Source organism: Pseudomonas germanica (assembly GCF_019614655.1).
GTDB lineage: Bacteria > Pseudomonadota > Gammaproteobacteria > Pseudomonadales > Pseudomonadaceae > Aquipseudomonas > Aquipseudomonas neuropathica.
Genome location: NZ_CP071586.1, coordinates 487,853 through 511,984, shown reverse-complemented (window position 1 = coordinate 511,984; position 24,132 = coordinate 487,853). Strand labels below are relative to the sequence as shown.

General features: G+C 58.9%; 21 protein-coding genes. 12 read left to right on the top strand and 9 right to left on the bottom strand.

The genetic code is table 11. From position 1 onward, the window contains the following. Positions 1–186 precede the first annotated feature (186 nt). From tcyJ to J0G10_RS02190, 10 genes are all read left to right on the top strand, one after another. Positions 187–987 carry a cystine ABC transporter substrate-binding protein gene (gene tcyJ, locus J0G10_RS02235; RefSeq protein WP_095047088.1) on the top strand — a complete coding sequence of 267 codons (801 nt, stop codon included), beginning with the start codon at positions 187–189 and terminating at the stop codon, positions 985–987. Then, complete coding sequence (tcyL, locus tag J0G10_RS02230; RefSeq protein ID WP_095047087.1) at positions 987–1,652, top strand: cystine ABC transporter permease; 666 nt, start codon at positions 987–989, stop codon at positions 1,650–1,652. The genes tcyJ and tcyL overlap by 1 nt, the downstream gene beginning before the upstream one ends. 4 nt (positions 1,653–1,656) lie before the next feature. Further along, on the top strand, positions 1,657–2,406 hold the full coding sequence (tcyN, locus tag J0G10_RS02225) for an L-cystine ABC transporter ATP-binding protein TcyN (protein ID WP_095125265.1): 750 nt from the start codon (positions 1,657–1,659) through the stop codon (positions 2,404–2,406). 470 nt (positions 2,407–2,876) lie between these two features. Beyond that, entirely contained in the window at positions 2,877–3,641 is a 765-nt protein-coding gene (locus tag J0G10_RS02220; protein WP_220557301.1) for a hypothetical protein, read from the top strand. Between the two features lie 290 nt (positions 3,642–3,931). Then, positions 3,932–5,173: an SfnB family sulfur acquisition oxidoreductase gene (locus tag J0G10_RS02215; RefSeq protein WP_095047084.1), complete on the top strand. Its 1,242-nt coding sequence runs from the start codon at positions 3,932–3,934 to the stop codon at positions 5,171–5,173. A 23-nt stretch (positions 5,174–5,196) separates the two neighbouring features. Then, positions 5,197–6,390 carry an SfnB family sulfur acquisition oxidoreductase gene (locus J0G10_RS02210; protein WP_095125262.1) on the top strand — a complete coding sequence of 398 codons (1,194 nt, stop codon included), beginning with the start codon at positions 5,197–5,199 and terminating at the stop codon, positions 6,388–6,390. Next, complete coding sequence (locus J0G10_RS02205; RefSeq protein ID WP_220557299.1) at positions 6,390–7,748, top strand: LLM class flavin-dependent oxidoreductase; 1,359 nt, start codon at positions 6,390–6,392, stop codon at positions 7,746–7,748. Before J0G10_RS02210 ends, J0G10_RS02205 begins: the two co-directional genes overlap by 1 nt. Positions 7,749–7,874: 126 nt before the next feature. Beyond that, positions 7,875–8,684 (top strand): MetQ/NlpA family ABC transporter substrate-binding protein, encoded by an 810-nt coding sequence (locus J0G10_RS02200; protein ID WP_220557298.1) that lies wholly within the window; start codon positions 7,875–7,877, stop codon positions 8,682–8,684. A 2-nt stretch (positions 8,685–8,686) separates the two neighbouring features. Further along, complete coding sequence (locus tag J0G10_RS02195) at positions 8,687–9,808, top strand: methionine ABC transporter ATP-binding protein (RefSeq protein WP_095125260.1); 1,122 nt, start codon at positions 8,687–8,689, stop codon at positions 9,806–9,808. Further along, positions 9,798–10,442, top strand: coding sequence for a methionine ABC transporter permease (locus J0G10_RS02190; protein ID WP_034151854.1), 645 nt, complete (start codon positions 9,798–9,800; stop codon positions 10,440–10,442). The genes J0G10_RS02195 and J0G10_RS02190 overlap by 11 nt, the downstream gene beginning before the upstream one ends. Positions 10,443–10,550: 108 nt before the next feature. Here the strand turns inward: J0G10_RS02190 and J0G10_RS02185 are convergent, their stop codons facing one another. Next, positions 10,551–11,492, bottom strand: a complete 942-nt coding sequence (locus tag J0G10_RS02185; protein ID WP_220558825.1) for an IS110 family transposase — start codon at positions 11,490–11,492, stop codon at positions 10,551–10,553. Positions 11,493–11,787: 295 nt separating this feature from the next. On the opposite strand from J0G10_RS02185, the gene J0G10_RS02180 reads away from it, so the two are divergent. Further along, on the top strand, positions 11,788–12,414 hold the full coding sequence (locus J0G10_RS02180) for a class I SAM-dependent methyltransferase (protein ID WP_095047079.1): 627 nt from the start codon (positions 11,788–11,790) through the stop codon (positions 12,412–12,414). A 221-nt stretch (positions 12,415–12,635) separates the two neighbouring features. Here J0G10_RS02180 and J0G10_RS02175 read toward each other — a convergent pair whose 3' ends face one another. From J0G10_RS02175 to J0G10_RS02165, 3 genes are read right to left on the bottom strand one after another with little or no spacing between them, the layout of a single operon-like run. Further along, positions 12,636–15,683, bottom strand: coding sequence for an efflux RND transporter permease subunit (locus J0G10_RS02175; RefSeq protein ID WP_095125259.1), 3,048 nt, complete (start codon positions 15,681–15,683; stop codon positions 12,636–12,638). After that, positions 15,680–16,744 carry an efflux RND transporter periplasmic adaptor subunit gene (locus tag J0G10_RS02170; RefSeq protein WP_095047077.1) on the bottom strand — a complete coding sequence of 355 codons (1,065 nt, stop codon included), beginning with the start codon at positions 16,742–16,744 and terminating at the stop codon, positions 15,680–15,682. The genes J0G10_RS02175 and J0G10_RS02170 overlap by 4 nt, the downstream gene beginning before the upstream one ends. Then, on the bottom strand, positions 16,741–17,844 hold the full coding sequence (locus tag J0G10_RS02165; protein WP_220557296.1) for an efflux RND transporter periplasmic adaptor subunit: 1,104 nt from the start codon (positions 17,842–17,844) through the stop codon (positions 16,741–16,743). The genes J0G10_RS02170 and J0G10_RS02165 overlap by 4 nt, the downstream gene beginning before the upstream one ends. A 200-nt stretch (positions 17,845–18,044) precedes the next feature. Here J0G10_RS02165 and J0G10_RS02160 point away from each other — a divergent pair, with 200 nt between their 5' ends. Next, positions 18,045–19,241, top strand: coding sequence for an AAA family ATPase (locus tag J0G10_RS02160; protein WP_220557294.1), 1,197 nt, complete (start codon positions 18,045–18,047; stop codon positions 19,239–19,241). A gap of 378 nt (positions 19,242–19,619) precedes the next feature. Here the strand turns inward: J0G10_RS02160 and J0G10_RS02155 are convergent, their stop codons facing one another. The 5 genes from J0G10_RS02155 to J0G10_RS02135 all read right to left on the bottom strand — a co-directional run bounded on the left by J0G10_RS02155 (position 19,620) and on the right by J0G10_RS02135 (position 24,044). Then, the gene (locus J0G10_RS02155; protein WP_220557292.1) at positions 19,620–20,492 is read right to left on the bottom strand and encodes a transporter substrate-binding domain-containing protein; all 873 of its coding nucleotides are present in this window, start codon (positions 20,490–20,492) and stop codon (positions 19,620–19,622) included. Continuing rightward, complete coding sequence (locus J0G10_RS02150) at positions 20,489–21,271, bottom strand: amino acid ABC transporter ATP-binding protein (protein ID WP_095047074.1); 783 nt, start codon at positions 21,269–21,271, stop codon at positions 20,489–20,491. Before J0G10_RS02150 ends, J0G10_RS02155 begins: the two co-directional genes overlap by 4 nt. Beyond that, the gene (locus tag J0G10_RS02145) at positions 21,268–21,927 is read right to left on the bottom strand and encodes an amino acid ABC transporter permease (protein ID WP_095047073.1); all 660 of its coding nucleotides are present in this window, start codon (positions 21,925–21,927) and stop codon (positions 21,268–21,270) included. Before J0G10_RS02145 ends, J0G10_RS02150 begins: the two co-directional genes overlap by 4 nt. Continuing rightward, the gene (locus tag J0G10_RS02140; RefSeq protein ID WP_095047072.1) at positions 21,908–22,573 is read right to left on the bottom strand and encodes an amino acid ABC transporter permease; all 666 of its coding nucleotides are present in this window, start codon (positions 22,571–22,573) and stop codon (positions 21,908–21,910) included. Before J0G10_RS02140 ends, J0G10_RS02145 begins: the two co-directional genes overlap by 20 nt. A gap of 673 nt (positions 22,574–23,246) precedes the next feature. After that, positions 23,247–24,044 carry a MetQ/NlpA family ABC transporter substrate-binding protein gene (locus J0G10_RS02135; protein WP_007918708.1) on the bottom strand — a complete coding sequence of 266 codons (798 nt, stop codon included), beginning with the start codon at positions 24,042–24,044 and terminating at the stop codon, positions 23,247–23,249. Positions 24,045–24,132 lie beyond the last annotated feature (88 nt).

Here is a 24,132-nt window from a genome sequence, read left to right as displayed (position 1 = left end):
CAATAAAGAATAACATTTCAAATATTAAGTATTTTCAAGTCTAACGCAGACATCTTATAGTCTCGCCGCAGGCGAATTTCGCGAGAGACGCATAAGCTGCTTTAAGGCAGGATAGCGCTGTCGTCCGAATCACCAATTCGCCAACTTTCCTTAAGCGTCTTCCATAAGAAAACACAGGGGCTTGTCATGAATTTTTCCGCACTACGTCGCAATCTGCTGGTGGGTTCGCTGGGCCTTGCGCTGAGCGCCGGCCTGATCGGCCAGGCAGTGGCCGGTGAACAGTTGCAACAGATCAAGGACAAAGGCGTTATCAACGTCGGCCTGGAAGGCACTTACCCACCGTTCAGCTTCGTTGATGCCGACGGCAAGCTGTCCGGTTTCGAAGTTGAATTCTCTGAGGCGCTGGCCAAAGAGCTGGGTGTGAAGGTCAAACTGCAGACCACCAAGTGGGACGGCATCCTCGCGGCGCTTGAGTCCAAGCGTCTGGATGCAGTGATCAACCAGGTGACCATTTCCGAAGAGCGCAAGAAGAAGTATGACTTCTCCGAGCCGTACACAGTTTCCGGGATTCAGGCGCTGGTGCTGACCAAGAAAGCCGCCGACCTGAACATCAAATCCGCTGCCGATCTGGGTGGCAAGAAAGTCGGCGTGGGCCTGGGCACCAACTACGAGCAGTGGGTCAAAGCCAACGTGCCGACCGCTGACGTGCGCACTTATGAAGATGATCCGACTAAATTCCAGGACCTGCGTGTCGGCCGTATCGACGCCATCCTGATCGACCGTCTGGCCGCACTGGAATACGCCCGCAAAGCCAAGGACACCACTGCCGCAGGCGAACCGTTCTCTCGTCAGGAAGCTGGCGTTACCTTGCGTAAAGGCGAGCCTGAACTGTTGGCTGCAGTGAACAAGGCTATCGAAAAGCTGCGCGCCGATGGCACGCTGGCCAAGCTTTCGGAAAAATACTTCAGCGCTGACGTCACTAAATAATGGAAGCAACTTTCCAAATCGTACGGGAGGCCATGCCCTTTTTGCTCAAGGGCATGTACTTCACGGTCATCCTCAGCCTCGGTGGCATGTTCTTCGGCTTCCTGCTCGGCTTCAGCCTGGCGTTGATGCGTCTGTCGCGCTTCAAAGTGGCGAACTGGATTGCCCGCATCTACGTGTCGTTTTTTCGCGGCACGCCGTTGCTGGTGCAACTGTTCGTGATCTATTTCGGCTTGCCACAGGTGGGGATCGAACTCGATCCGATCCCGGCTGCCCTGATCGGCCTTTCGCTGAACATGGCGGCCTACATTTGTGAAATCCTGCGATCTTCGATCAGCTCGATCGAACGCGGTCAGTGGGAAGCCGCCGCGAGCATTGGCATGACCCGCGCGCAAACCCTGCGGCGGGCCATCTTGCCGCAAGCGATGCGTACGGCATTACCGGCGCTCGGCAACAGCTTCATTTCACTGGTCAAGGACACTGCACAGGCCGCCACTATCCAGGTGCCGGAGTTGTTACGTCAGGCGCAGTTGATCAGCGCACGTAACTTCGAAATTTTCACCATGTACCTTAGTGCCGCACTGCTCTACTGGATTCTGGCCTCGGTGCTCGCGCACCTGCAAAACAAGCTGGAAGAGCGGGTCAATCGGCACGACCAGGAGTCCTGACCCCATGATTGTCGTGGAAAAACTGACCAAGCAATTCAAGGGTCAGGTCGTGCTCAACGGCATTGACCTCGAGGTGAAGGAAGGCGAAGTCGTCGCAATCATCGGCCCCAGCGGTTCGGGGAAAACGACGTTCCTGCGCTGCCTGAACTTCCTTGAACAACCCACAAGCGGCCGGATCAAGGTCGGCGATATCGAAATCGATACCGGCCGCCCGCTGAACCAGCAGCAAAGTCTGGTGCGCAACCTGCGCCAGCACGTGGGCTTCGTGTTCCAGAACTTCAACCTGTTCCCCCATCGCACCGCACTGGAAAACGTCATCGAAGGCCCGGTTGTGGTCAAGAAGATGCCACGCGAAGCCGCCATTGCCTTGGGCAAAAAGCTCATGGCCAAAGTCGGACTCGCCGGCAAAGAAGACGCTTATCCACGTCGTCTCTCTGGTGGTCAGCAACAGCGCATAGCGATCGCCCGGGCGCTGGCGATGGAACCGGAAGTGATCCTCTTCGACGAGCCGACTTCGGCGCTTGACCCGGAGCTGGTCGGCGAAGTGCTGGCGACGATTCGTGGCCTGGCTGAAGAAAAACGCACTATGGTGATCGTCACCCACGAGATGGGTTTTGCTCGTGACGTGGCCAACCGTGTGGTGTTTTTCGATAAAGGCGTGATCGTCGAACAAGGTGAAGCGAAGGCATTGTTTGCCAATCCGAAAGAAGAACGCACTAAACAGTTTCTCAGCAAGTTCCTGAATCACGCCTGAGAACTTTTATTGCATCACCGATAACTTCCACGGACGGAAGTTTCCTTTATAAAACATTTACCCCCTTCAGTCTCATTCAAACAAAACATATCCCAAACAGTACATATATATGTTCTGCAACAGATAACACCCGCCTCCTCCCCTGCCACCTGAAATGATAGTGCTCAAATAAATCCGCGCATAAAACGCCGAGAAAGCCCTGTGTCCCGTGGCTCATTTCGCCTGATCACTTAGGCATATGGCCGCGACAGCGTAGGAAACTTCTGATTAATTCGTAATTCACGGATTAACTAATATCGTCTATTGACACCCCATCCCGCAGACTCTTATCTAGTCGGCAACCGGCATCAACTAGTTTAACCACCCCGTCTTCAACTTGAATAAAAGCCCAAAGCTTTATTGCCAGTTTATTCACGCTTTTTGTTCTTTCAGAAACGGACTTCGCTGCAAGGCTTCAAGGAGAGAAATCGATGACCCGCACTTCGCACACCCCCGAACTGGCAGCGCCGACCCTCGCGCCAGCGCAAAAAACCGGCATCAATCTGGCTGCCGCCGCACACCTCTTGATCGAGGTGTCGCCCTACCCTGATATGGACAGCGGCGATCTCATCGAGCTGTTCTGGAACAAATGCTATGTCGCTTCCAAAGTGCTGACGGCGGATGACGTCGGCATAGCCGTCAGCCTAAGGGTGCCGGAAAGCTTCATCACCAACGGCACCGCGCGCATCCACTACCGGGTGATGCAGGTCGGTCAGGGGCCGGCGTTTTCGGCGGCGACGCGCGTACAGGTCAAACTGGACTGCCCCGGCGGGCAACCCACGGCGCTGAGCGCAGACGAAAATCAGCAACTGGCCCCGGTTGCCATCCCCGACGCCATACGCCGTCAGGGCGTCAATCCGAACCAGATTAAACGCGGTGTGCCGCTGACCATCGAGCCGTACCTGAACATGGCCGAGGATGACGCCATCACCTTGCGCTGGGGTGACGTGCGCATGGATCTGGCACCGGTCACCGCCGCAGATATCGGCTTGCCGATTCAGGTCTGGGTACCGCCGTCGGTGATCGTCGAAGCAGGCGAGGATCTGCGCCTGGACGTGACGTATTGCATTCTCGATCGGGTCGGCAACAACTCCCGCTGGGCACCGCCCCGCACATTGAAAATCGGCTGCGCAAATCCTTATCTGAAAGTCCCGCTCATGCCCGAACTCAAAGCCGCCGAATCCCGCAAGCCCTGAACACAATGCCCCTGTGGCGAGAGAGCAAGCGCCCTCGCCACCGGATCATTCCAGCCGCAAAAAAATTCTTAACCAACCCGACCATCACCTCTTCTATGCATATTCCTAAAAGTTAGTTTATTTAATATTTATACACGTTTAGGGTATATAAACCGGACCACCGGACATTCATTCGTTCGCCGCACTTTTGCGGCGTTTTTCATGAGATGTGAGGTAGGTAGCATGGTCCGGAACACAATCACCCCAGTGCAGATCGCCAGGGCATTGCGTGCAGCCAAGGAGCGGCACTGATGTCCAGTCTGGCAGATGCAAACGTCCAGTCTGATCTGGACATCGCCCCGTTGTTGTTGCCTGCGCAGGTCTTGCGCAACGACGCCCAAGCCATCAACGCCGCCCAAGAGCTGGCACAAGTCGCCCGCGTGCAGGCCGCGAAACGCGACCGTCAGCGCAAGCTGCCGTGGTCGGAAATCGAACAGTTCACCCGCAGCGGATTAGGCAGCATCGCCATCCCGCGCGAATACGGTGGCCCGCAGGTTTCATTCGTCACTCTGGCCGAAGTGTTCGCGATCATCTCCGCCGCCGACCCGGCGTTGGGGCAGATCCCGCAGAACCAGTTCGGCATCATCAATCTGGTACTCGGCAGCGCCACCGAAGCGCAGAAACAACAGCTATTCCAGAGCGTTCTGGAAGGCTGGCGCATCGGCAACGCCGGTCCTGAGCGCGGCACCAAAAACACCCTGGAACTGAAAGCGCGGATCACCGCCGATGGCGATGATTACGTGATCAACGGCCAGAAGTTCTACTCCACTGGCGCACTGTTTGCGCATTGGGTTGCGGTGAAAGCGCTCAACGATGACGGCAAGCAAGTACTGGCCTTCGTCCGTCGCGGCACGCCGGGGCTGCGCATCGTTGATGACTGGTCGGGCTTCGGTCAACGCACCACCGCCAGCGGTACGATTCTGCTGAACAACGTGCGTGTCGAATCGAGCCTGGTGGTCGACAACTGGAAGATCAACGAAACCCCGAACACCCAAGGCGCGGTGTCGCAGCTGATTCAAGCCGCGATCGACGCCGGCATCGCCCGTGGCGCCATTGATGACGCCATTGAGTTCATCAAAACCCGCGCACGGCCGTGGATCGACGCCAAGGTTGATCGCGCCAGCGATGATCTTTATGTCATCGCCGATATCGGCAAACTCAAAATCGAACTGCACGCCGCCGAAGCGCTGCTGCGCAAGGCCGGCAAAGTGCTCGATCAAGTGCACGCCGCGCCGATCACCGCCGAGTCCGCCGCACGCGCTTCTATCGCCGTGGCGGAGGCGAAAGTGCTGACTACCGAGATCTCGCTGTTGGCCAGTGAAAAGCTTTTCGAACTGGCCGGCAGCCGCGCCACCCTCGCCGAATTCAACCTCGACCGTCACTGGCGCAACGCCCGCGTGCACACGTTGCACGACCCGGTGCGCTGGAAATATCACGCGGTCGGCGCCTATCGCCTCAACGGCACTTTGCCTGCTCGCCATTCCTGGATCTGACGACCAGACATCTGGAGAAAAACATGACGCTTTCCCATCACGTCGCGGTCATCACCAGCGATGAGCAAGCCCTGATCGTCGCCAGCGACCTGGCCGAAGATTTCAAACGCGACAGCGCCCTGCGCGACCGTGAACGCCGCCTGCCTCTGCCGGAACTCGACGTGTTTTCCCGCTCGGGTCTGTGGGGCATCAGCGTACCGAAGGAATACGGCGGCGCTGGCGTGTCCAACGTGACTTTGGCCAAAGTCATCGCGCTGATCGCTCAAGCCGACGGCTCGCTCGGGCAGATTCCGCAAAATCATTTTTACGCGCTGGAAGTGCTGCGGGTTAACGGCAGTCACCAGCAGAAACAACGGCTTTATGCCGAAGTGCTGGCCGGGCAACGCTTCGGCAACGCCTTGGCGGAACTAGGTACGAAAACCGCTCACGACCGCGTCACCAGCCTCAAGCGTGATGGTGACGGCTATCGCATCAACGGCCGCAAGTTCTATGCGACCGGCGCGATTTATGCCCAGCGCATTCCAACTTCCGTTGTCGATGAAAACGGTGTGCAGCAACTGGCCTTCGTTCCGCGTGACAGCAAAGGCCTGACCGTGATCGACGACTGGAGCGGCTTCGGCCAGCGCACCACCGGCAGCGGTTCGGTGGTGTTCGAAGATGTGTACGTCGCGGCTGAAGACGTGCTGCCGTTTCAAAGCGCCTTTGAACGTCCAACCACCGTCGGCCCGCTGGCGCAGATCCTTCACGCCGCCATCGACACCGGTATTGCCCGCGCCGCTTACGAAGACGCCCTGCACTTTGTGCGCAGCAAGACGCGGCCGTGGATCGATTCCGGCAACGACAAAGCCACCGAAGACCCGCTGACGTTGAAGAGCTTCGGCCACTTGAGCATTCGCCTGCACGCCACGGAGGCGTTGCTTGAACGCGCCGGCGAATTCCTCGACGCAGCGCAAGCCGGGACCAGCGCAGAAACCGTCGCTGCCGCTTCGATTGCCGTCGCCGAAGCACGGGCGATCAGCACTGAAATCTCTTTGGCCGCCGGCAGCACGCTGTTCGAACTGGCCGGCAGCCAGGCGACACTGATCGAACACGGCCTCGACCGCCACTGGCGCAACGCCCGCGTGCACACCTTGCACGACCCGGTGCGCTGGAAATATCACGCGGTGGGCAACTACTACCTCAACGATGAAAACCCTCCGTTGCGAGGGACGATCTGATGAGCGCGGCGAAAAAGAAGATCCTGCTCAATGCGTTCAACATGAACTGCATCGGCCACATCAACCATGGCCTGTGGACGCATGCGCGCGATACCTCAACGCGCTACAACACCATTGAATACTGGACCGAACTGGCGCAACTGCTGGAGCGCGGACTGTTCGACGGCTTGTTCATCGCTGACATCGTCGGCGTGTATGACGTCTATCAGAACTCGGTGGACGTGACGTTGAAAGAGTCGATCCAGTTACCGGTCAACGATCCGTTATTGCTGGTTTCAGCGATGGCTGCCGTGACCAAAAACCTCGGTTTCGGCTTGACCGCCAACCTCACCTACGAACCGCCGTATCTGTTCGCCCGGCGCATGTCGACGCTCGATCATTTGAGCCGTGGTCGAGTGGGCTGGAACATTGTCACCGGCTATCTCGACAGCGCCGCGAAAGCCATGGGACTGAGCGAGCAGGTCGAGCATGACCGTCGTTATGACCAGGCCGACGAGTACCTGGAGGTGCTCTACAAACTCTGGGAAGGCAGTTGGGAAAACGGCGCGGTACTGAATAACCGTGAGCAGCGGATCTACGCCAACCCGGAAAAAGTGCACAAGGTCGAGCACAAGGGCGAGTTCTATCAGGTCGAGGGCTATCACCTCTGTGAGCCGTCGCCACAGCGCACACCGGTGCTGTTTCAGGCCGGCAGTTCTGAGCGCGGTTTGCTGTTCGCCGGGCGTCACGCCGAGTGCGTGTTCATCAGCGGCCAGAACAAACCGTCGACCAAGGTTCAGGTCGACAAGGTGCGCGCCAGCGCCGTCGAGGCCGGGCGCAATCCTGAGGACATCAAGGTGTTCATGGGCCTCAACGTGATCGTCGGCGCGACCGAAGAAGCCGCGTGGGCCAAGCACGCCGAGTATCTGAGCTACGCCAGCGCCGAAGCCGGCGTGGCGCATTTTTCCGCCTCCACCGGCATCGACTTTTCCCAATACGAGATCGACGAACCGATCCAATACGTGAAGAGCAACGCCATTCAGTCGGCGACCAAAAACCTGCAGAACAACGACTGGACCCGGCGCAAATTGCTCGACCAGCATGCCCTCGGTGGCCGCTACATCACCGTGGTCGGTTCGGTTGATCAAGTGGCAGATGAGCTGGAATCGTGGATCGCCGAGACCGGCCTGGATGGTTTCAACCTGACCCGCATTGTCACGCCGGAAAGCTATGTCGATTTTATCGAGCTGGTGGTTCCGGAGCTGCAGCGGCGTGGGTCGTACAAGACCGCGTATGACAGCGGCAGCTTGCGCGAGAAGCTGTTTCACAGCGAAGCGCAGTTGCCCGAGCAACACACCGGCGCAGCGTTCCGCCGCTAAAAGCATCGCTGGCAAGCCAGCTCCCACAAGGGTCTGTGGCGTTCACAAAACCTGTGGGAGCTGGCTTGCCACTGATGAGGCCCGACCCGACACCACAAAATTAATGCACTGACTGGAAAAACCATCATGACCAAGAAACGCCTGTCCCACCCAGTCAAAGCACTGGCCCTGGCCCTCGGCCTGTTCAGCTCGGCCGTTTTCGCCGCCGACGCTCCGCTGAAAATCGGCACCACCGCAGCCTTCGCCATCCCGCTGGAAGCCGCTGTAGAAGAAGCCTCCAGACAAGGCCTGAACGTCGAGCTGGTGGAGTTCACTGACTGGATCGCACCCAACGTCAGCCTCGCCGCCGGCGACATCGACGTGAACTACTTCCAGCACATCCCGTTCCTCGAAAACGCCAAAGCCGCCTCGGGTTTTGATCTGGTGCCGTTCGCACCGGGGATCATCAACAACGTCGGTCTCTATTCGAAAAAATACAAAAGCTTTGATGAGTTGCCCGAAGGCGCCAGCGTCGCCATCGCCAACGACCCGATCAACAGCGGGCGTGGTTTGCAATTGCTGGCCAAGGCCGGTTTGATCACGCTGAAGCCGGGCGTCGGCTACAAGGCTACTGAAGACGATATCGTCGCCAACCCGAAGAAAATCAAAATCCTCCAAGTCGAAGCCGTGCAATTGGTACGCGCCTATGACGACGCCGATCTGGTCCAGGGCTACCCGGCCTACATTCGTCTGGCGAAGACTTTCGATGCCGGTTCGGCACTGCTGTTCGACGGTCTCGACCACAAGGAATACGTGATCCAGTTCGTCATCCAGCCGAAAAGCAAAACCGACCCGCGCCTGATCAAATTCGTCGACATTTACCAGCATTCGCCGGTTGTTCGCGCGGCGCTGGATAAGGCCCACGGCAAGCTGTATCAAGCCGGTTGGGAAAGCTGAGCATGACGGCCGCGATCCAACGGCGACTGGAGATTCCAGAGCCACACCATGCTGAAAAAACCGAGCTGCACCCCGAGCTGAATCGCGCCCATGTACGCTTCATCGGCCTGGGCAAAACCTACAACGGCCGGCAGGGCCCGGTCGCCGCGTTGCAAGGCATCGATCTGGCGATTCAGCGCGGGGAAGTGTTCGGCATCATCGGCCGCAGCGGTGCCGGCAAGTCGTCGCTGATTCGGACGATCAATCGTTTGGAACAGCCGACGTCCGGGCGCGTTCTGATCGATCAGGTCGACATCGGCGAGTTCGATGAAGACCGTCTGGTCGCCCTTCGCCGGCGCATCGGCATGATTTTTCAGCACTTCAATCTGATGTCGGCCAAGACCGTTTGGCAGAACGTCGAATTGCCGCTGAAAGTCGCGGGCGTAGCAAAAGAGCAGCGCGACAAAAAAGTCCGTGAATTGCTCGAACTGGTCGGTCTGCAAAGCAAGCACAAGGCTTATCCGGCGCAGCTTTCCGGTGGGCAGAAACAACGCGTCGGCATCGCCCGTGCGCTGGTGCACGACCCGGATATTTTGCTCTGCGACGAAGCGACTTCGGCCCTTGATCCGGAAACCACGCAGTCGATCCTCGGCTTGCTGCGTGAGATCAACCAACGCCTGGGCCTGACCATCGTATTGATTACCCATGAGATGGCAGTGATCCGCGAAATCTGCGCCCGCGTTGTCGTGCTTGAACACGGGCGAGTTGTCGAGCAAGGCCCGGTCTGGGAAGTGTTCGGCAATCCACAGCATGAGGTCAGCCAGACCTTGCTCGCGCCGCTGCAACACGCGTTGCCGGAGGAGTTGCAGAGCCGCTTGCAAGCTCAAGCGCCCTCCTCCGACGCCGCTGTGGTGCTGCGTTTGCAGTTCACCGGCAGCGCCAGTGACGAGCCGGATCTGGCGGCACTGTTCGCTGCATTGGGTGGCCGGGTGAAGCTGCTTCAGGGCGGCGTCGAACGGATTCAGGGGCATGCGCTGGGGCAACTATTGCTGGCGGTGAGCGGCTCTTCGTTCAGCGCCGAGCAACTGCGCGAGCGCGCCACGCCTTGGGCGCAACGGGTGGAGGTACTGGGTTATGTGGTTTGATCGCTTGTTGCAGGGTTTTATCGACACGTTTCTGATGGTCGGCGTGTCGTCGCTGATCGCCTTGCTGGTGGGGATTCCCATGGCGGTGATCCTGGTCACCAGCGACAAGGGCGGCATCTATGAAGCGCCGGTGTTGAACCGTGCCTTGGGCGCGTTCGTGAACCTGTTCCGCTCGATCCCGTTTCTGATTCTGATGGTCGCGCTGATTCCGTTTACCCGGTTGATTGTCGGCACCACCTACGGTGTCTGGGCGGCCGTGGTGCCGCTGACGATTGCGGCGACGCCGTTCTTTGCGCGGATTGCCGAAGTGAGCCTGCGTGAGGTCGATCATGGTTTGATCGAAGCCGCGCAGGCGATGGGTTGCCGGCGTTGGCACATTGTCTGGCATGTGCTATTGCCCGAGGCGCTGCCGGGGATTGTCGGCGGTTTCACGATTACGCTAGTGACGATGATCAACTCCTCGGCCATGGCCGGGGCGATTGGTGCCGGTGGCTTGGGGGATATCGCTTATCGCTACGGCTATCAGCGCTTTGACAGCCAGATCATGTTGACGGTGATTGTGTTGCTGGTGGCGTTGGTCGCGGTGATTCAGTTGGGTGGGGATCGCTTGGCGCGGGGGTTGAACAAGCGCTGAGCTCATCCGGAATCATGCGGCGCCTCTGAACCCGCTTTCGCGAGCAGGCTCGCTCCCACATTTGGAATGTGTTTCCCTGTGGGAGATTCTATGGTTGAGGGGAAGCCCTCAACTGACTTTTGTCTGGTATTCGCTTTGCCCTTTCAGCAAGGCGAATACCACCCGAGCAAGTTTGCGAGCCAGCATCACCAACGCCTGCGTGGTGCTGAAACCCCGTGCTCTTTGGGCCTCGTAAAACCCTTTCCAGGCTTTCGTACGGCTAGCCGACATCGCAGCGTTGTGCAAAAGTCGGCGGGCCTCGGGGTCTCCGCGCTTGGTCAAGCTGCGGCGACCGTCCTTTTGCCCTGATTTCGATACCCTTAAATCCATGCCCAGGAAGGCGATAAACGCATCCGCGTTGCTAAATTCCCCCCGCTGAAACGCCGTGAGCAGGCGCGCTCCGGTCAGAAATCCAATGCCCTCAACTTTCAGGCAACGCTTCAATTGGCCGAGCAAACCGGCTTGTTTGAGCTGATCGTTGATCGTCTTTTCGATCATCGTTTCAAGCCGCTGCATGGATTTTATTTGTTCAGCAAAAGCTGCCTTCAATAGCGGCTCATTCGACCAGCTCTGCACCAGGCCGACCCTTGCCTGGACCAAAGCCGCGCGGCGGCGGAAAAGGCTCAGGAGCTGGCGGTACAGCGGTGATGGCGGGGTCCAGGGGCGCAACTCCTCGGCTTCGTTCTTCAGGTAACGGGCCAGCAACTTGGCGTCCAAGGCGTCGGTTTTGGCGCGGATCTTCACGCCTTCGCGGTAATGTTTGAGTTCATAGCCGCCCACCATGTAAATCGTGCAACCGGCCGCATAGGCCAAATCAGCGAATTCCAAGTGGTAGATGTTTGTAGCCTCAATGGCAATAGACACGGGGCCGAGCAAGGCCTTCAGCCACTGCTTAATGGATGTTTTGGTGTTGGGAATCGCTTCAAGCAGATCGCTATCGGCCTGATAAATCACCAGTTCATTTTTGGCGACATCCACGCCAACGATCGGATTTGATAGAGCGACTGGCATTACCACAGGATTTCCTCCGGGATAAGGTTTGAGCACTTGAAGGGCTCACCCAGAGGCGCAGGCTTGTTCCTATCGTCGGTCTAGCCAGATGCATTCTTTATCGGCGCTTGGGTGAAAGGAGGAGGGGCGAAATCTCCCACGGTCTGTGCTGCGTCAACAGTCAGAATCGAGCCTTGTCCCTCCTCCTCCCTTCAAGTCCTACCATACAAGCGAGCCTGCTCGCGAATGGCTGCGCAGCAGCCCCGAACCCGATGGCGTATATTCGGCAAATCCCAATTGCCCGCGTATCCCGACCATGAAGCAGACCCCCACCGATCTCGAACAGATCACCGCGACCACCCTCGGCCATTACAACTCAGTGGCCGAAGACTTCCGTGAAGGCACCCGCGATCACGATGTCAGCCAGAACATTGATGCGTTGCTGCGGCATATTCAGGGCACGGCGCCATTCACGATTCTGGATTTTGGCTGCGGCCCAGGGCGGGATCTGCAAACGTTTACGCGCATGGGGCATGTCGCTGTGGGTCTCGACGGTTCGCAAGAGTTTGCGCGAATGGCCCGTGAGGACAGTGGCTGCGAGGTGCTGCAACAGGACTTTCTGAAGCTGGATCTGCCGGCCGAACGCTTCGACGGGATCTTCGCCAATGCGGTGCTGTTTCATGTGCCGCTGCAGGAGTTGTCGCGGGTGCTCAAGCAATTGCATGGCGCCCTGAAGCCCGGTGGCGTGCTGTTCAGCTCGAATCCACGCGGGGATAACCGTGAGGGCTGGAACGGGCCGCGCTATGGCTCGTATCACGATCTTGAGGCGTGGCAAGGGTTGCTGACGGCGGCAGGGTTTGTCGAGCTTGAGCATTACTATCGGCCGGCCGGGCTGCCGCGTGAGCAGCAGCCTTGGTTGGCCAGCGTTTGGCGTAAGGCTTGAGTCGAGTCAGAGAAAAGCCCCTCACCCCCAGCCCTCTCCCGGAGGGAGAGGGAGCCGATTGGGGGATATTTAAGCAGTACGCCGACCGGATCTAACTTAGCTGAACCCATAATCGACCCGATCCTTCAGGTCGATGGATAGCGTCAGACACCTAGGTCAGTCCCCTCTCCCTTTGGGCGGTCCGACGTTTCGGGAGGGTTAGGGTGAGGGGCGCTGTTGACTCAATCCTTCTTCGGTTCGCGAATCTTGTACCAGGCCACATACAGCGCCGGCAGGAACAGCAGCGTCAGCAACGTCGCCACCACAATCCCGCCAATCATTGCGTAAGCCATCGGTCCCCAGAACACTTCCCGGGCAATCGGGATCATGCCCATGCTCGCCGCTGCCGCGGTCAACAGGATCGGCCGGCGCCGGTGCTCGGTCGCTTCCACCACCGCATCCCACGGCGCATAGCCTTTCTGCTCGAACTCATCGATCTGCGTCACGAGGATCACCGAGTTACGGATGATGATACCGATCAGCGCCAGAATCCCCAGAATCGCCACGAAGCCCATCGGCGTGCCGGTTGGCACCAGCGCCAGCACTACGCCGATCAGCCCCAGTGGCGCGACACTGGCGACGAGGAACATCTTCTGCACGCTGTGCAACTGGATCATCAGGAAGGTCGCCATCAAAAACAGCATCAACGGCAAAACCTTGGCAATCGGCCCTTGGGCCTTGCCGCTTTCCTCGACCGTACCGCCGGTGGCGACCTTGTAGCCCACTGGCAGTTTGTCAGCGAAGGCATCAATCGACGGCTTGAGCAGTTTCACCAAATCGGTCGGCTGGATCTCGTCGCGCACCGAGGCCTTGATGGTGATGGTCGGCAAGCGGTCACGACGCCACACCAGCGGCTGCTCCAGTTCATAACGCACGGTGGCGAACGCCAGCAGCGGGATCGACGTGCCGTTGGGCGTAACGATCTGCAGATTCTGCAGGGTTTCCGGCGTACCGCGCTCCGAATTCACCGCCCGGCCGACCACATTGATCAGGTAGATGTCGTCGTTGACCTGGGTCAGAGGCGCGCCGCTGACGATGCTGTTCATCAGGTTCGCCACGTCTTCGGAGGACAACCCGAGTTGCCGCGCCTTGTCCTGGGCGATGTCGATGCGCAGAACTTTGCCCGGCTCGTTCCAGTCGTAAATGATCTCGCCGATGTGCGGGTTCTTGTCCAGTTCGGTGGCCAGGTCGATGGCGTGCTTGCGCACCTGATCGATGTCCTTGCCACTGACCCGGTACTGGATCGGACGCCCCACCGGCGGGCCCATTTCCAGCGCCTGGACGTAACTGCCGATGCCGACGAAGTCTTTGTGCAAGCGCTCACGCAGGCGTTGACTCAGGGCCTCGCGGGCTTCGAAGTCTTTGCTGACGATCACCAGTTGTGCGTAGTACGGGTTTTGCAATTGCTGGTCGAGCGGCAGGTAGAAACGGATCGCGCCCTGACCGATGTAGGTGCTCCAACGCACAATGTCCGCGTCGCCTTTGAGGGTTTCTTCCAACTTGTCGACGGCTTTGCGGGTTTCGTCGATCGAGGCGTTTTGCGGCAGGTTCAGGTCGACGAGAATTTCCGGCCGGTCCGAGGAAGGGAAGAACTGGTTCTGCACAAAGCGCATGCAAAACACTGCCAGCACGAACAGCAGCACGGTAATGCCGATGGCCCACCAGCGATTGCGCATCGCCCACAATAGACCGCCATTGAACGCACGCCCGACGCGGCCCGGCTCGGCTTCATGGGGTTTCACGTTGGCGCTGAGAATGTGCACGCCGATCACCGGAGCGAAGAACACCGCCACCACCCACGAAACCAGCATCGCCACAGCAATCACCGCAAACAGCGTGTAGGTGTACTCACCGGCGGAACTGGCGTTGAGGCCGATGGGCACGAAACCGGCGACCGTCACCAGCGTCCCGGTGAGCATCGGGAACGCCGTCGAGGTGTAGGCGAACGTCGCTGCCTCCTCCTTGCTCTCGCCCATTTCCAGGCGCGTGACCATCATCTCCACGGTGATCATCGCGTCGTCCACCAACAGACCGAGGGCGATGATCAAGGCACCGAGCGAAATCCGCTGCATGGTGATGCCACTGTATTCCATGAATACAAACACCATCGCCAGCACCAGCGGAATCGAGCACGCCACAACCAGGCCGGCACGTACGCCGAGGCTGATGAAGCTGACCACCAGCACGATGATCACCGCCTCGAACAGGGCACTGGTAAAGCCACCGACCGCTTCTTCCACCACCACCGCCTGATCGGACACGGTGTGCACACCCACGCCAACCGGCAAGTCTGCGGTCAGTTCATCGATGCGTTGGTGCAACGCCTTGCCGAACTCCTGAACGTTGCCGCCCTTCTGCATGGCAATCGCCAGACCGATGGCCGGTTTGCCGTCGAAGCGGAATTCCGGGGTAGCCGGATCGGTGTAACCGCGAGTGATGTCGGCGATGTCAGCCAAGCGATAGAAACGGTCGTTGAGCTTGAGATTGACCTCGGCCAGGTCCTTTTCCGAGGCGAACTGCCCCGAAGTGCGCACGGAAATCCGCTCAGGGCCGGCCTCGATCACACCGGCCGGGGTCACGGCGTTCTGCGATTGCAGGCTCTGCACAACCTGACGCTGATCGATACCCAACGCCGCCAGTTTGCGAGTAGAGAAGTTCAGATAAATCACTTCGTCCTGCTGGCCGATCATTTCGATCTTGCCCAGCCCAGGTACATTGCGGATCTCGGCCCGCGCCTGTTCTACGTAATCGCGCAACTGGCGCATGGTCAGGCCGTCGGCGGTGAAGGCGTAGACCGAGCCGAACACATCACCGAACTCGTCGTTGAACCCGGGCCCTTGAATACCTTTGGGGAACTGCCCGCGAATGTCGTCGATCTTCTTGCGCACCTGGTACCAGATTTCCGGGATGTCCTTGGCGCTGGTGGTGTCGCGCAGGTACACGTACACCGTCGATTCGCCGGGGCGCGTGTAACTTTTCACGTAGTCGAGGGAGTCGAGTTCTTCGAGTTTTTTCTCGATGCGGTCGGTGACCTGCGCGAGGGTTTCTTCCTGGGTCGCGCCCGGCCATTTGGTCTGGATCACCATGGTCTTGATGGTGAACGACGGATCTTCTTCGCGGCCCAGATTGAAGTACGAGAACACGCCCATCAGCAACGCGACGAACATCAGGTACCAGACGAATGACTGATGCTTGAGGGCCCATTCGGAGAGGTTGAAAGAGCCTTTCATTGACTGTCCTCGTCAAGTTTTACCGATTGTCCGGGTTTGAGGCTGTTGACGCCGGCGCTGACCACGCGCTCGCCGTTCTTCACGCCGCCCGCGAGCACTACGCTGCTGTCGGTGCGGCTGATCACGCTGACGTCGCGGGGGCTGACGGTTTTGCTCTGAGTGTCGATGACCCAGATCCGTAGTTTGCCGTCGACCTCCTGCAAAGCGGTAGCCGGCAATTCGATGCGCGGTTTGATCGCCGAACTGAGGGTCACGCTGATCGCCGTGCCGAGGCGGAAACCGTCCGGTGTCTCGGCCAGAGTCAGGCGTGCCCGACGAGTACGCGTGGCGCTTTGCGCCTGCGGTTCGATCTCGCGAAGGGTTGCCGTGGTGTTGATGCTCGGGTCGAGTTGCCCGGCCACCAGAAACACCACGTCGGAAGGAATCTGATCGACCAGGGTGTCGGGCAGATCGATCACCGCTTCCTTGATGTCCGGTTGCGCCAGAGTCACGACCTGCTGGCCCGCCGTCACCACTTGCCCAGCTTCGGCGTTCCACGCGGTGACCACGGCTTTATGGTCGGAACGCAGTTCGGTATAGCCGAGCTGGTCCTTGCTTTGATTGACCGCCGCCCGTGCCTGGTCCAGCGAGGCCTGGGTGGTTTTCAAGTCTGTGGTGGCGATGTCCAGTTGTGCCTGCGCCCCTACGCCACGATCAAACAGCGCCTGCTGACGGCGGGCATTGGCCTGGGCATTGATCAGTTGCGCCTGAACTCTGGCCAGGTCGCCCTGGGCCGAACGCAATTGGTTCTGCTGATCAGACGGATCGAGGGTGGCGAGCAGCGTGCCCTTTTGCACTTCGGTTCCGACATCGACGTTGCGGCTGGCGATGCGGCCACCGACGCGGAAACCGGTGTTGCTTTCATAACGCGCCTGGATGCTGCCGGCGAAACGCCCGAGGCTTTCCTCGCTCAACGCTTGAACTTTGACCGATAGCACCGGACGTACCGGCTCCGGAGGTGGCTCGCTTTTCGAGCAGGCCGCCAGCAACACACCCACGGATAACAGCCCCAGACGCTTCATGGCTGTGCTCCCGGTTGCAGATCCTTGTAGGTGTTTTCAGCGATTTCGACTTTCATGCCGGGATGCAGTAACTGTCCTCCGGCGACAATGACTTTCTCCCCGCCCTTGAGGCCTTCGCTGATGATGACCTTGCCGATCAGGTAGCGGCCGACGGTCACGTTGTGCAACTGCGCTTCACCTTTATCGTCGACCATCCACACCGCCGGATCACTGATGTTTTTAGTCAGCGCCGACCATGGCAATTCGACTGCCGACTTGCCGCTGCCCTTGGCGGTGGCGCTGACCACCGAGCCCAGCTGCATCCCTTGTGGCAGGCTGTCGAGGCTGACTTTGACTTGCACCGTGCCGGACTGCGCCGACACCGCCGGGGTGATTTCACGCACCGTGCCGGTGGTTTTGATGGCAGGGTTATCGAGCAGACTGACGACGATCGAGGGATCCGCAGGACGCTCGGCCAGCAGTGATTCGTAGACATTGAACACCGCGTCACGGTCGCCATCGCGGGCCAACGAAAAAATCGGTGCCGTGGCCTGTACCACCTGGCCGACTTCGGCCTGACGCTCAGTGATCACGCCCGGGGCGTCGGCGATCAGTGCGGTGTAGCTGAGCTGATCTTTAGCGTTGGCCAATTGCGCCTGCGCCGCGCTCAAGGCGCTCTGGCTGCTGCGCAACGCGGCTTGGGCGGAATCGTATTCGCTCTGGCTGGTGTAGCCCTTGGGCAGCAGTTTTTGCTGGCGCACGAAGGCGGCCGCACTTTGTTTCACCCGGGCTTGTTCAGCGACGACTTGGGCCTGGGCCGAATCGACGTTGGTCTGCAAATCCTTGGGGTCGAGCTTGGCCAGCACTTGTTTGGCGGTGACCCGGTCGCCGACATCAACCATACGCTGGATGATCTTGCCGCCGACGCGGAACGACAGCTCGGTCTGCACGCGCGCCTGCACGTCACCGGTCAATGTCACCGCAGCGGCGTAATCCGTGGGTTTGACTTCCTGTACAAAGACCCTGGGCAGGTATTCCTCAGGGGCTTTTTTCTCGCCGCAGGCGGTCAGCAAAGTGAGCAGACTCAGCATGACCGCTGTTTTCAAACCGGGACTCGCCATGCAGACTCCTTCCTGTGTACGAACGTGCAAGTGACGATACGACTGTGAGCTTAGAACAGGGTTCAACGTTCGCCCGTTCGTCCCCCATATTTCCTGAAGGAGCTGCCGTAGGCTGCGATCTTTTGATCTTTTAAAAACAACATCAAAAGATCGCAACCTTCGGCAGCTCCTACAATAGGCGCCTGAAGAGAAGGAATTCCATGCTCAATACTCTCGCGGTGGCCAATTACCGCTCGATCAACAAACTGGTGATTCCGCTCGGCCGTCTGAACCTGATCACTGGCCCCAATGGCAGCGGCAAATCCAATCTCTACCGAGCCTTGCGCCTGTTGGCGGAAACCGCTCAGGGTGGCGTAGTCAATGCGCTGGCCCGTGAAGGCGGACTGGAGTCGACCTTCTGGGCCGGGCCGGAAACCATCAGCCGGCGCATGCGCAATGGTGAGGTGCCGATCCAGTCGACGGTACGCCAAGGCGTGAAGCGACTGCGCCTGGGGTTCGCCGGGGAAGATTTCAGCTACTCGATCAGCCTGGGGCTTCCCGACTCGAACGGCCACTTCATGCTGCCCGAGCAGTCGCGCCCCATTCCTTCGCGATTCAGCCTCGACCCGCAGATCAAGCGCGAATGCATCTGGGCCGGCCCGCTTTACCGCCCCGCCAGCTTGCTGGTGGATCGCGACGGCCCGATGATCCGCGCACGCGCCGAGCGCAAATGGGATGTACTGGCGCAACACACGCCGAATTTCGACAGTTTGTTTGATCAGGTTGGCAGCCTGCGCAGCTCGCCGGAAGTGTTTCAGATGCGCGAGTTTATTCGCCGCTGGCGCTTTTATGATCACTTTCGCAGCGATGCCGATGCACCGGTGCGCCAACCGCAATTGGGTACGCGCACGCCAGTGCTGCATCACGACGGCCGGGATCTGGCGGCGGCGTTGCAGACCATCATCGAGATTGGTGATGGCGATGCGATGCGTGCGGCGATTACCGATGCGTTTCCTGGCGCGCGGGTGCATATCGAAGCGCAGGCCGGTGGACGTTTTGCCATCGAGTTTTATCAGGAAGGTTTGTTGCGGCCGTTATCGGCGGCGGAGCTGTCGGACGGCACGTTGCGTTATTTGCTGTTGGTTGCGGCGCTACTGACGCCGAGGCCGCCGTCGCTGATGGTGCTGAACGAACCGGAGACCAGCCTGCACCCGGATCTGCTGCCAGCGTTGGCGCGGTTGATTATCCGTGCCTCGGAGCAGTGTCAGGTGTGGGTGGTGTCGCATGCGCGGCGGTTGATTTCGGCGTTGCAGGAAGACCCGGGTTGCAATTGCATCGTGCTGGAGAAAACCCTGGGGCAGACCGGGATTGTCGGCCAGCGGGTGCTGGATGAGCCGGCGTGGAACTGGCCGGATTGAGTGATTCAGGCAAAAGCCCCTCACCCTAACCCTCTCCCAAAGGGAGAGGGTACTGACCGAGTTGTTCTTTCGAGTTACGCCGACATGAAAGTCTCGAGTTGAACGCAGGTTTTGAAAAGCCCAGAGATCGGCTCCCTCTCCCACCGGGAGTAAGCTGGGGTGAGGTACTGATTGGGGGATGCTCAAGAGTGACGCCGACGTGAAAATGCATCTGTGAATCCAAAATCGAAGTGACACCGACACGAAATGCGTCTGTGAATCCATAATCGACTCGGTTTGTCAGGTCGATGTCTGATGCAAGACACCTCGGTCGGCCCCCTCTCCCTCCGGGAGAGGGCTGGGGTGAGGGGCAAGCCTCACCACCGACCTGACAGGCAATCACCCCTGCCACTTGCCACCCTCGACAATCACGCTCTCAGGTTTGGTGTCATCACTCAGCTCTTTACGCACATATTGGTCGTACAGCTTGAGCAGATACTTCTCCTCACCCAGCTTGGTCAGCTCGGTATTCACCCAGTCACGCAGCTCGATATTGCCCTTCTTCACCGCTGGCGCAATCGGTGCTTCGGCGCCAAGTTTTTCATCCAGCACGCGATAGCCCGGGTTCTGCTTGGCCCAGCTGAACAACACCAGATTGTCCTGTGCGTACGCATCGCCACGACCATTGGCCAGAGCTTGCAGCGACTCGGAGTTTTTCTCGAACTTGAGCAATTTCCAGTCCGGGTGATTCTTGGTCAGCCAGATATCAGCAGTCGTGCCCGTAGTGACGATGGTAGTGCGGGTCGCCAGATCATCGAGGTTTTTCACCGCGCTGCTTTGCGGCACCAGCGCCTGCACCGCGACCTTGAGATTCGGGTTAGTAAACTCCACCGCTTCCTTACGCTCCGGGGTCACAGTCATGTTGGCGAGGATCAGGTCGACCTTGTCGCTTTGCAGGAAAGGGATGCGACTCGCCGGCTCGACGGCGACGAACTCGACCTTGTTTTCATCGCCAAGCAGATCCTTGGCGAAACGGCGGCCGATGTCGGTATCGAAACCGACGTAGCGCCCCGCTTCGTCGACAAAACCGAATGGTGGTTTATCGGTGAAGACACCGACAATCAACTTGTCGCGGGCCTTGATCTTGTCCAGATAACCGGCCGGCGCAGTGCTTTCGCTGGCGACTTTCGGTTTCGGCGGTTCTTCGGTTTTGCTGCAACCGGCAAGCAAGGCGAGGCTGAGCAGAGGCAGTAAAAAAGCGGCAGTTTTCATAACAGTTCCAGTTCCTTTGTCGGATTCGTTTTTGGCAGTGTTGCCACGAAGGAGAACTTCTCCAGAAACTGCTGCGCGCGTGCGGTTTGCGGGTTCGTAAAGAAAATCTCGGGCGGGTTCTGTTCAAGGATGCGCCCGGCATCCATGAACACGATGCGATCGGCCACCGCGCGAGCGAAGGCCATTTCATGGGTGACGATCAACAGGGTCATGCCTTCGCGGGCCAGGCCCTGAATGACCTGCAAAACTTCCTTGACCATTTCCGGGTCGAGGGCGGCGGTGACTTCGTCGAAGAGCATCACCCGTGGGTTCATGCACAGCGAGCGGACGATGGCGATGCGTTGCTGCTGGCCGCCAGAGAGCTGACGCGGGAAGGCATCGCGCTTGTCCGCCAGGCCAACGCGTTCGAGCAGCGCTTCGGCTTGCTGCTGCGCTTCGCGGCGCTGACGTTTTTGCACCTTCAGCGGACCGAGCAGCAAATTGTCGAGCACACTCATGTGCGGGAACAGGTGATAACTCTGGAACACCATGCCGATCTGCTGGCGGATCTCGCGCCAGTCGGTGGACTTGTCCAGCAGCTCGCGGCCGACAAATTTCAGGCTGCCGCTGTGGGCTTCCTCCAGACCATTGAGGCAACGCAGCAAGGTGCTTTTGCCGCAACCGCTGGGGCCGAGGATGACGATCACTTCGCCACTCTGCACTTGCAGGTCGATGCCGTTGAGCACCTGCTGCTCGCCGTAGAATTTGTTGAAACCGTGAAACTCGATCAATGCGCTCATGCTTGCGTCCAGCGCCGCTCCAGCACGCGCGAAGCGGCCGAGAGCGGGTAGCAGATAAAAAAGAAAAACAGGAACAGCGCGCCGTAGATCAGCACCGATTCGTAAGTGCGCTCGATGATCTGCTGACCAACCTTGATCACATCTACTACTCCAATCAACACCGCCAGCGAGCTGGTCTTGATGATCCGCGTGTAGACGTTGATGGTCGGCGGCGTCATGCGCTTCAACGCTTGCGGCAGCAGTACGTAGCCATAAAGTTGTGCGGCGTTTAGGCCGATCGACAGCCCCGCTTCACGCTGCCCGCGCGGCAACGAATGCAGCGCACCGCGCGCCACTTCGCCCACCTCGCTGGCGCCCCACAGCGATAGCACCAGCACCGCGCACCAGAAACTTGGCAGGCTCAGTCCGAAGAAAATCGGCAAGCCGAAGAACAACAGGTACAACCAGACCAGCACCGGAATCGCCCGGAACAACTCCAGATAGACCCGCAGGATCGCGTTCAGCCACCTCACGTTGAGCGTTCGCAGCACACCGTACAGCACGCCGCCGACAGTGCTGATGGCGATGCTCAGGAACGAGATCGACAAAGTTTGCCCGGCGCCTTTGGCCAGTTGCGGCAACGACACCCAGAGCAGTTCAAGACCCGAACTGGCCATGCTGGAGCCTCCTTTCCAGACGGCTGAGCAGCAGCGACAGCGGCAAGAACAGCAGCACGCAGATCAGCGTCAGCACGGCGAGCATTTCGTAGGTTTTGTAGTAGAGCGCGATGTAGCTCTTGGTGGTGTAGAGGATTTCCGGCACGGCCACCGCCGAAACCACGGTGGTTTCCTTGAGCAGGAAAATGAAATTGGCGAACAACGACGGCAGGCTGAGAATCCCCGCTTGCGGCAGGATCACGTAGCGCAGCAACTGGCCATGGGACAGGCCGATTGAGCGCCCTGATTCCAGTTGCGCTTGGGGCACCGCATCGACGCCGGCGCGCAGCACTTCGGTGAGGTAAGCGCCGCCGAGAAAGGTCATGGTGATGATCGCGGCAGTGAAACCAGAGACTTTGATCCCCAACGCCGGCAAGGCGAAGTAGACGAAGAACAACTGAATCAGCAACGGCGTGTTGCGTGCCAGCTCCACATACAGGCTCACCAGTCTTTGCAGGTACGGCGTGCGGAACACCAGAATCGTCGCGTTGAGCAGCGCCACCAGCAGCGAGGTGCCAATGGCGATAAAACCGACCTGCAGCGTCACACCCACGGCTTTGAGAAACGCCGGCAGGGTGCTGAGGATGAATGCGTAATCGAAAGTCATGAAGCGTCCTGACGCCGCTCGGTAAGCGACGGTGGTGCAGTCCATGGACAGCGGGTGGCTGTCCGGCAGACACCGACTTTATAGGTATAAAAACAAGAATTTAAATACCGTTAATGCATATTGATATCACCCAAAAAACTATCTTGTGGGTTTGCCGGGAAGGAATAAGAAGGCTATTTTTCTTTGCGCTGTAGGAAGGATCTTTTTTTCATGAAAGCCCTCCAAGGACGAACAGCTTTTGGCCAGACTCCCCCGGCCAACCTCATAACAAGGAAGAGAACATGGACGTAAAAGTGCCGCAGCGACTGGATCCGCAGGAGATTGTGAAATTGTTGGTGGCGTTGAGGCGGGCGTTGAAGGCTGCAGCGTAAGTCAAAAGCCCCTCATCGGAACGCCGCCCGCCCAGCCCTCTCCCCCGAGGGAGAGGGGCCGACCGAGGTGTCTGGCGTCATACATCGACCTGAAAGACCGAGTCGATTATGGATTCGGCAGAGATCTTTCACATCGGCGTACCTCTACAGCATCCCCCCAATCAGTCCCCTCTCCCTCTGGGCGGTCCGACGTTTCGGGAGGGCTAGGGTGAGGGGCTTTTCAACGCACACACAAAAACGCCGATGCCCATCACTGGCCATCGGCGTTTTCACACCTTGAAGGGGGTGGTTCAAGCGTCAGATCAGAACGCCGGCAGTACCGCGCCGTTGTACTTCTTCTCGATGAACGCTTTGACTTCCGGGCTGGTCAGGGCTTTGGCCAGTTTCTGGATCGCGTCGCTGTTCTTGTTGTCCTCACGGGCCACCAGGAAGTTCACGTACGGCGAATCAGCACCTTCAATCACCAGCGCATCTTTCTGCGGGTTCAACTTGGCTTCCAGCGCGTAGTTGGTGTTGATCATGTCCAGATCAACTTCTTTCAGAACGCGTGGCAGCAGGGCCGACTCCAGTTCCTTGAACTTGAAGTTGTGCGGGTTCTTGGCGATGTCTTTTGGCGTTGCCAGAGCGTTCTTCGGGTCTTTCAGCTCGATCAGGCCAGCCTTCTGCAGCAGGATCAGTGCGCGGCCGCTGTTGCTACCTTCGTTCGGGATGGCGATGGTGGCGCCGTCCGGCAGTTCAGCCAGGGTCTTGTACTTGCTCGAGTAACCACCGAACGGTTCAACGTGCACGCCCTGCACGGTCACCAAGTACTTGGACTTGTCGTCCTTGTATTTGCCCTGGTTGAAGCTGTTCAGGTACGGCAGGGTTTGGAAGTAGTTGGCGTCCAGACGCTTCTCGCCAACCTGTACGTTCGGCTGAACGTAGTCGGTGAACACTTTGATTTCCAGATCCACGCCTTCTTTGGCCAAGGTCGGTTTAATCAGCTCAAGGATTTCAGCGTGCGGAACCGGGGTCGCGGCAACCACCAGTTTTTCGCCAGCATTGGCCAGGGAAGCAGTCAAAGCAGCCGCCAATGCGGTAAACAACAGAACCTTTTTCATGCAGTGTCCTTATCGAAAATCACGGTCGTCATCGACGACGGCATTAATACGTGTGCCAGTGAAGTGATATCGCTGGCGTGGGGCGGAC

Coding starts and splice junctions, on each gene's coding strand:
- J0G10_RS02215 (WP_095047084.1), top strand. CDS start 3,932: ATGTCCAGTCTGGCAGATGCAAACGTCCAGTCTGATCTGGACATCGCC.
- J0G10_RS02200 (WP_220557298.1), top strand. CDS start 7,875: ATGACCAAGAAACGCCTGTCCCACCCAGTCAAAGCACTGGCCCTGGCC.
- tcyL (WP_095047087.1), top strand. CDS start 987: ATGGAAGCAACTTTCCAAATCGTACGGGAGGCCATGCCCTTTTTGCTC.
- J0G10_RS02135 (WP_007918708.1), bottom strand. CDS start 24,044: ATGAAAAAGGTTCTGTTGTTTACCGCATTGGCGGCTGCTTTGACTGCT.
- J0G10_RS02145 (WP_095047073.1), bottom strand. CDS start 21,927: ATGGCCAGTTCGGGTCTTGAACTGCTCTGGGTGTCGTTGCCGCAACTG.
- J0G10_RS02150 (WP_095047074.1), bottom strand. CDS start 21,271: ATGAGCGCATTGATCGAGTTTCACGGTTTCAACAAATTCTACGGCGAG.
- J0G10_RS02170 (WP_095047077.1), bottom strand. CDS start 16,744: ATGAAGCGTCTGGGGCTGTTATCCGTGGGTGTGTTGCTGGCGGCCTGC.
- J0G10_RS02160 (WP_220557294.1), top strand. CDS start 18,045: ATGCTCAATACTCTCGCGGTGGCCAATTACCGCTCGATCAACAAACTG.
- J0G10_RS02190 (WP_034151854.1), top strand. CDS start 9,798: ATGTGGTTTGATCGCTTGTTGCAGGGTTTTATCGACACGTTTCTGATG.
- J0G10_RS02140 (WP_095047072.1), bottom strand. CDS start 22,573: ATGACTTTCGATTACGCATTCATCCTCAGCACCCTGCCGGCGTTTCTC.
- J0G10_RS02195 (WP_095125260.1), top strand. CDS start 8,687: ATGACGGCCGCGATCCAACGGCGACTGGAGATTCCAGAGCCACACCAT.
- J0G10_RS02210 (WP_095125262.1), top strand. CDS start 5,197: ATGACGCTTTCCCATCACGTCGCGGTCATCACCAGCGATGAGCAAGCC.
- tcyJ (WP_095047088.1), top strand. CDS start 187: ATGAATTTTTCCGCACTACGTCGCAATCTGCTGGTGGGTTCGCTGGGC.
- tcyN (WP_095125265.1), top strand. CDS start 1,657: ATGATTGTCGTGGAAAAACTGACCAAGCAATTCAAGGGTCAGGTCGTG.
- J0G10_RS02175 (WP_095125259.1), bottom strand. CDS start 15,683: ATGAAAGGCTCTTTCAACCTCTCCGAATGGGCCCTCAAGCATCAGTCA.
- J0G10_RS02165 (WP_220557296.1), bottom strand. CDS start 17,844: ATGGCGAGTCCCGGTTTGAAAACAGCGGTCATGCTGAGTCTGCTCACT.
- J0G10_RS02185 (WP_220558825.1), bottom strand. CDS start 11,492: ATGCCAGTCGCTCTATCAAATCCGATCGTTGGCGTGGATGTCGCCAAA.
- J0G10_RS02155 (WP_220557292.1), bottom strand. CDS start 20,492: ATGAAAACTGCCGCTTTTTTACTGCCTCTGCTCAGCCTCGCCTTGCTT.
- J0G10_RS02220 (WP_220557301.1), top strand. CDS start 2,877: ATGACCCGCACTTCGCACACCCCCGAACTGGCAGCGCCGACCCTCGCG.
- J0G10_RS02205 (WP_220557299.1), top strand. CDS start 6,390: ATGAGCGCGGCGAAAAAGAAGATCCTGCTCAATGCGTTCAACATGAAC.
- J0G10_RS02180 (WP_095047079.1), top strand. CDS start 11,788: ATGAAGCAGACCCCCACCGATCTCGAACAGATCACCGCGACCACCCTC.